A 6534-nucleotide genomic window follows, 5' to 3' on the forward strand; every position below is an offset into this window, starting at 1 on the left:
TCCGAGAAACGCGCGTTCATCCGAAGAACGGATGCTGCGGCACGGCGCCGCGCGCCTACTCCGCGACGCGGGCGGCGATGTCGGTGCGGTAGTGCGAGCCGTCGAGAGAGATCTTCGCGATCGCCTCGTAGGCGCGGGTACGTGCGGTGCGGAAGTCGGATGCCACGGCGACGACGTTCAGCACCCGGCCACCCGTCGCGACGAGCGAGCCCCCGGGGGCGTCGGGGCTGGCGGTCGCGGCGTGGACGAGGCGGACGCCCTCGACGGCCGCGGCATCCGCCAGGCCCTCGATCGGACGCCCGGTCTGCGGCGCCTCGGGGTAGCCCTCGCTCGCGAAGACGACGGTGATCGCGACGTCGTCGCTGAACACGGGCTCCGGCTGGTCCTCCAGGGTGCCGGATGCCGCGGCGAACAGCAGCTCCGACAGCGGGGTGACCAGGCGCGGCAGCACGATCTGCGTCTCGGGGTCGCCGAACCGCGCGTTGAACTCGATCACGCGCACGCCGGCGGGCGTGAGGATGAGGCCCGCGTAGAGCAGTCCGATGAACGGCGTGCCCTCGGCATCCAGCCGGCGGATGACGGGAAGGGCGACGTCGCGCGTGACCTCCTCGACGAAGGCGCGCTCGCTGCCGAACTGCTCATCGAGCCAGGGCAGCGGCGAGTACGCGCCCATGCCGCCCGTGTTGGGGCCCTCGTCGCCGTCGAGAGCACGCTTGAAGTCCTGCGCGGGGCTGAGCGCGCGCACGGTGTCGCCGTCGCTGAGGAAGAACAGCGAGACCTCGGGGCCCGACAGGAACTCCTCCACGAGCACGGGGCCGGAGGGCAGGTAGTGCTCCGCGTGCGCGAGCGCCTCGGCGCGGTCGGAGGTCACGATGACGCCCTTGCCGGCGGCGAGACCGTCGGCCTTGACGACGTGCGGGGCGCCGAGCTCGTCGAACGCGGCCTCGACCTCGGCGACGGTGGCGGCGCGCACGGCGCGGCCGGTGGGGACGCCCGCGGCATCCATGATCCGCTTCGCGAACGACTTCGACCCCTCGAGCTGGGCTGCGGCCTTGCCCGGTCCGAACACGGGGACGCCGTGCGCGCGGAGCACGTCGGCGACGCCGGCGACCAGCGGAGCCTCAGGCCCCACGACGACGAGGTCGACCGCGTGCTCGTTGGCGAACGCGGTCACCGCGGCGCCGTCGAGCGGATCCACCGTGACAGGCGTGGCGTCCTGCGCGATGCCGGCGTTGCCTGGGGCGACGAAGATCTCGTGCTCCGTCTGCTCGGCCCGCAGGGCGAGGATGATCGCGTGCTCACGGGCACCGGAACCGAGGACGAGAATCTTCACCCGTCCAGACTACCGAGGCCGCGCGTCCGGATTTCGGACCGGGTGCGGCGCAGGCGGATGCCAGAACTCCGGAGAATCACCGCGGCTCCCGGCCATGGAGCGGCTCGGAGCCCGATCATGACGGAATCTCCGGAGTTCTGGCGCGCGACGGCGCGTGATTCGGATGCCGGGGCGCAACGCGGGCACGGGCCCGAAGCCTCGGAGCGGGTGGCTCAGACCGTGACGGGCCGCTCGACCGTGGGGTCCCAGGGGATGGTCCAGCCCGTGGCGTCGAACAGCGCGTCCAGGACCATCGCGGTGAAGCCCCACACGATCGTGCCGTCCACGTCGAACGCCGGGCCCTTCCACGTGCGGCCCATGCGGCTGATCGTCGACGTGAAGCGGATGTCAGGGTCGAGCAGGTGCGCGACGGGCACGCGGAACACCTCGACGGTCTCGGCGTGATCGACCGCGACGACCCGCGACGGCGACCGCCACCAGCCGAGCACGGGGGTCACGAGGTGGTTGCTCGCGGCGAGGGGCAGCTCCGACAGTGTCGCGAGCACCTCGACGCCCGCGGGGTCGAGTCCGGTCTCCTCCTCCGCTTCGCGCAGCGCCGTGGCGACGGCATCCGCGTCCTGCTCCTCCCTGCGCCCGCCGGGGAACGACACCTGGCCGGGGTGCGACGAAAGGGTCGCCGCCCGTCGCTGCAGCAGCACGTCGAGGTCGGCCGCCACCGTCAGCTCGTCGGTGCGAGCGGGGATGCTGTCGAGCATGCCGAACAGCACCAGGACGGATGCCGCGTGCGCGCCGTCGTCGGTCGGAGGGAACGGCGCCGCCCAGCGCGCGCTGCGCTGCGCTGCCGCGATCAGCTCGGCGCGCGCCCCGTGCAGGGTCTCGTTCGGAGTCATCGCTTCGAGCCTAAGCCTGCGGGCAGGGGTCGGGCGCGGATCTTGTGCGCTCCCGACAAGCACCGGCACCGCCGAGCGGGCGCCCCCGCCGCGTACCCTGATCCCATGCCCCCGAAGAGGATCGACATCATCGACGGACGTGCGGCGCTCGCCGCCGTCGGCGCCGCGGATGCCGCGGGTGAGAAGCCGGCGCGCACCGCCCTGGCGACGGCCGTGCGCTATCTGCTGCAGCTGCTCGACGAGAAGGCGCCGGGAGGCACCGTGGAGGTGCGCGTCCCGCCGTTCGGCGCCGTGCAGGTCATCCAGGGGCCGCGGCACACGCGTGGGACCCCGCCGAACGTGGTCGAGATGGACGCCGCCACCTGGATCGCCGTCGCGACCGGGGCGGAGCGATGGGCGGATGCCGCGGCATCCGGTCGTGTCCAGGCATCCGGCACCCGCGCCGACCTGGCCGAGGTGCTGCCCCTGCGTCCCTGACCTGGTCGCACCTGCCCGGTTCAGCGCCGCGCCACCACCAGGGGGATCCCCGTCGAGGGGTGGGGGAAGACGTCGACCGGCTGCCCGTAGACCTGCTCGATCCTGGCGGCGGTGAGCACCTCGGACGGGGCGCCGGATGCCGCCACCCGTCCGTTCGAGAGGAGGGTGACGCGGTCGGCGTGGGCGAGAGCCGCGTTCAGGTCGTGCAGCACGATCGCCACCGCCGCGCCATCGGCGGCCTGCTCGCGGATCAGGCGCATCACGTCTTCGTGGTGCTTGAGGTCGAGGGCGGCGGTCGGCTCGTCGAGGAGCAGGATGCCGGTGCGCTGAGCGAGCACGCGTGAGAGGGCCACCCGAGCGCGCTCGCCGCCGGAGAGCGACGTCACGGCGCGGAGGGCCAGGGGCAGGACCTCGGTCGCCGTCATCGCGGCGATCACGATGTCGTCGTCCTCGGCGGACGAGGGCGTGCGAGCCCACGGCGCCCGCCCCATCCGCACCACCTGCTCGACGGTGAAGGGGAAGGTCACCGCGTTCTCCTGCAGCAGCACGGCGCGCTGTCTCGCCAGCTCCTGCGCACGGATGCCGCCGAGCGGACGTCCGTCGAGCGCCACCGCTCCCGCGGCGGAGACGTCACCGGCGAGCACGCCGAACAGCGTCGACTTGCCCGCCCCGTTGGGCCCGACCAGCGCGTGCACCTCGCCCGCCCTGATGTCGATCGCGGCGTCGTCGAGGATGGTCCGCCCCTCACCCACGCGCACCGTGAGGCCGGTGCCGCTGAGACGCACGGTCATGCCCAACCTCCCGAGCGCCGTCGGGTGCGCACCAGCAGCCAGAGGAAGAACGGGCCGCCGACGAGCGCCGTGATCATGCCGATCGGAAGGTCGGCGAGAGGCACGGCGGTGCGCGCGACGAGGTCGGCCAGCGAGATCAGCAGCGCCCCGCCGAACGCCGATGCGATCACGAGGGGCAGGTGCGCGGGGCCGATGATCATGCGCATGAGGTGCGGCACGACGAGTCCGGCGAACCCGATGATCCCCGCGAAGGCCACGGCCGCGCACACGAGCACGGCGACGGTCACGATCACCACGATCCGCAGCAGCTCGACGTTGAGGCCGAGGTGCCTGGCCGTGCGCTCGCCGAGTGCGAAGAGATCGAGGCCGGGTGCGACGACGAGTGCGACGATCACGCCGACGGCGACCAGCGGGGCGACGAGCGCCGTGTGCGACCACAGTGCGCCGTTGAGCGACCCGAGCTGCCAGAAGACGATCTGCTCGCGCGTCGACGTGGTGCCGAGGAACGTCAGGAAGGCCATGCCGGCGCCGGCGATCGCGTTGATCGCGATGCCGGTCAGGAGCAGCGTGACGACCTCGGTGCGCCCGCCGGATCGGCTGATGAGGTAGACCGCCATCACGGCGACGAGGCCGCCGAGGAACGCGAAAGCCGGTGTCGTCCACATCCCGAACGACGCGAGCCCGAGGGTGATGCTCGCCGCGGCGCCCAGGGCCGCGCCGGAGGAGACGCCGACGACTCCGGCATCCGCCAGCGGGTTGCCGAAGATCGCCTGCATGAGCACGCCGGAGACGGCGAGGGCGGCGCCGACGAGCAGGCCGAGCACGAGGCGGGGGAGCCGGATGCTGTAGATGACGCCGTAGTCCGTGGCGCTGTCGGGAGCCCACGCGGTGTCGATGCCGATGCCGTGCAGGAGCACTCCGACGAGGCCCGACGGCGACAGCTGGTACTGACCGCTCGTGATCGACGCGACGCACGTGATGACGAGGGCCGAGATCAGCCCGATCAGCACGAGCGCGAACCGCAGGCCCCGGTGCGTCGTCGGCGTCGGGGTGACGACCTCTCCGGTCACTTCGTCGTCTCGGGGGCGTAGAGGGCGCGGGCGATCGCGAGGACGACGTCGGCGGAGCGCGGGCCGAAGCTGAGCACCTCGGTGTCGGCCATGTCGATCACGCGGCGGTGGGCGCCGGCCGGGGTCTGGGCGACGGCGGGGATGCGTTCGATGAGGCCGTCGACGCCGCCGACCGACTCCAGTCCGTCGGTCATCATGACGATCACATCGGGCTGCGCCTCGACGAGCGCCTCCGCCGTCATCGGCTTCATGCCCTGCCAGCCGATCTCGCCCGCGACGTCGATCCCGCCGACCGCGTCGATGAGCGAATCGGCGCCCGAGTCCTCACCGAAGATGTAGTAGACGTTCGCGCTGCCGCGCACGTAGAGGAACAGCATCCGCGCCCGGTCGGACTCCGCAGCGGGGGTCACCTCGGCGATCTGGGTGATCGCGTCGTCGAGTCCGGCGTCGAGGCGCTCGATCAGGGCCTTCCCGCGGCTGGGGACGCCGAGCGCCGCGGCGATCTCCGTGACGAGCTCGTCGGTGGTGTCGAGCCTGCGGTCGCTGGAGATCACGACGACCGCGATGCCGGCGTCGCGCAGCTGCTGCCTGACCTCCTTCGGGCCGATCGTGGTGTCGGTGAGGACCACGGTGGGCGCCAGCTCGAGGATGGCCTCGGCGTTGAGGGTGTGGCCCGACTTCGTGACGACGGGCAGTTCCTCCGTGCCGGGGAAGTCGGTGGACGAGTCGCGTCCGACGACGCGGTCGCCGAGGCCGAGGGCGAACACGGTCGACGAGATCGTGCCGGAGATGTCGATGGGCAGGATGCGGTCCGCATCCGTCACGGTCACTTCGCGCCCCTCGCTGTCGGTCACCGTCACGGGGAGCTTCGGGGCGGTCTCGTCGGCGACGGGCTCGATGGCGTGGCTGGGAAGGCAGGCGGTCGACTGCCCCTTCGCGGCGCGGACGTTCTTCACGAGGTCGAGCGAGGCCAGGGGTGCGGAAGCCGCGGGGCAGTCGTCCTGCGAGGCCGCGGGGGAGGCCGGTGCTCCGGTGCCGCCGCAGGCGGAGAGACCGAAGGCGAGCGTGGAGACCAGGAGGACGACGAGAGTACGACGCATTAGGCAAGGCTAACCTAAAAGTTGACGCGCCCTGCGACGTCCGTCTACTGTCGGAGATGATGCGACTTAGCTAAGCCTAACCAACATCTACCCTTCCCGCCCGACTGCACAGCGGCACCGCCGGCGCGTGTGCCCGCGCGCCCCGGAGTCCGGAGAGAATCCGTGAACGACACAGCCCCAGCCTCCACGGCGAGCACGCGCCTCCGCGCAGGCCTCGCCGCCCTGATATCGCTCTTCCTCATCGTCGCCGGACTCGCGGCCGCGCAGCCTGCGCTCGCCGCCGACGGGATCGTCTCCGTCAGCGTCGGCTCGGCGGACTCCAGCGGCGTCTCCGTGCAGGTGCAGGCCTCGGGCCTCCCCGCCGATGCCACGGGAGCGTATGCGGCGCTGATCGTGACGGGAACCGAAGGGGGGCTGACCGGTGGCGGCGGGTACGCGGCGTTCACGATGCCGGTCGTCACGACCGGCGCCAGCGCGTTCACGCTGACCGCATCCGCCGACAAGCTCGACCGCACGAAGACCTACGAGGTGCTCGTCTGGGCGAAGCACTCCAACCCCGACGCGACGACGATCTACGGCCGCGGCGCCGTCAGCATCAGCGGCGCGCAGTGGGATGCCGTCTTCGGCCCCGTTCCTGGTACCGATCCGGGGACTGACCCCGGCACCGATCCCGGTACTGACCCCGGCACCGATCCGGGCACTGACCCCGGTACCGATCCGGGCACTGACCCCGGCACCGAGCCGGGCACCGACCCCGGCACCGAGCCGGGCACCGACCCGGGTACGACGCCTCCGGCATCTCCGTCTCTCTCGGTGTTCCTCGCCGACGGTGTCACCCCTGCGACCGGTGTCGCGCTCAAGACGGGCGACACG

At 72.2% G+C, this 6534-nt stretch carries 6 protein-coding genes and 1 pseudogene; 2 read left to right on the forward strand and 5 right to left on the reverse strand.

The features are described 5' to 3' along the window. Positions 1-55 precede the first annotated feature (55 nt). Complete coding sequence (purD, locus tag CQ047_RS05240) at positions 56-1333, reverse strand: phosphoribosylamine--glycine ligase (RefSeq protein WP_105673228.1); 1278 nt, start codon at positions 1331-1333, stop codon at positions 56-58. A 212-nt stretch (positions 1334-1545) separates the two neighbouring features. Then, positions 1546-2223 carry a CoA pyrophosphatase gene (locus tag CQ047_RS05245; protein WP_105673229.1) on the reverse strand — a complete coding sequence of 226 codons (678 nt, stop codon included), beginning with the start codon at positions 2221-2223 and terminating at the stop codon, positions 1546-1548. Positions 2224-2328: 105 nt separating this feature from the next. Between CQ047_RS05245 and CQ047_RS05250 the strand changes: the two genes are divergently transcribed. Continuing rightward, positions 2329-2700, forward strand: a complete 372-nt coding sequence (locus tag CQ047_RS05250) for a sterol carrier family protein (protein WP_105673230.1) — start codon at positions 2329-2331, stop codon at positions 2698-2700. A 20-nt stretch (positions 2701-2720) separates the two neighbouring features. Here the strand turns inward: CQ047_RS05250 and CQ047_RS05255 are convergent, their stop codons facing one another. From CQ047_RS05255 to CQ047_RS05265, 3 genes are read right to left on the reverse strand one after another with little or no spacing between them, the layout of a single operon-like run. Then, positions 2721-3491: a heme ABC transporter ATP-binding protein gene (locus CQ047_RS05255; protein WP_105673231.1), complete on the reverse strand. Its 771-nt coding sequence runs from the start codon at positions 3489-3491 to the stop codon at positions 2721-2723. Next, positions 3488-4561 carry an iron ABC transporter permease gene (locus tag CQ047_RS05260; RefSeq protein WP_105673232.1) on the reverse strand — a complete coding sequence of 358 codons (1074 nt, stop codon included), beginning with the start codon at positions 4559-4561 and terminating at the stop codon, positions 3488-3490. The genes CQ047_RS05255 and CQ047_RS05260 overlap by 4 nt, the downstream gene beginning before the upstream one ends. Then, positions 4558-5661: a hemin ABC transporter substrate-binding protein gene (locus CQ047_RS05265; RefSeq protein ID WP_105673233.1), complete on the reverse strand. Its 1104-nt coding sequence runs from the start codon at positions 5659-5661 to the stop codon at positions 4558-4560. The genes CQ047_RS05260 and CQ047_RS05265 overlap by 4 nt, the downstream gene beginning before the upstream one ends. Positions 5662-5823: 162 nt before the next feature. On the opposite strand from CQ047_RS05265, the pseudogene CQ047_RS05270 reads away from it, so the two are divergent. Continuing rightward, a pseudogene (locus tag CQ047_RS05270) lies at positions 5824-6534 on the forward strand (hypothetical protein); the annotation flags it as partial.

Origin of the sequence: Microbacterium sp. MYb72 (assembly GCF_002979415.1) — a bacterium.
GTDB lineage: Bacteria > Actinomycetota > Actinomycetes > Actinomycetales > Microbacteriaceae > Microbacterium > Microbacterium natoriense.

Coding starts and splice junctions, on each gene's coding strand:
- CQ047_RS05255 (WP_105673231.1), bottom strand. CDS start 3,491: ATGACCGTGCGTCTCAGCGGCACCGGCCTCACGGTGCGCGTGGGTGAG.
- CQ047_RS05265 (WP_105673233.1), bottom strand. CDS start 5,661: ATGCGTCGTACTCTCGTCGTCCTCCTGGTCTCCACGCTCGCCTTCGGT.
- CQ047_RS05250 (WP_105673230.1), top strand. CDS start 2,329: ATGCCCCCGAAGAGGATCGACATCATCGACGGACGTGCGGCGCTCGCC.
- CQ047_RS05245 (WP_105673229.1), bottom strand. CDS start 2,223: ATGACTCCGAACGAGACCCTGCACGGGGCGCGCGCCGAGCTGATCGCG.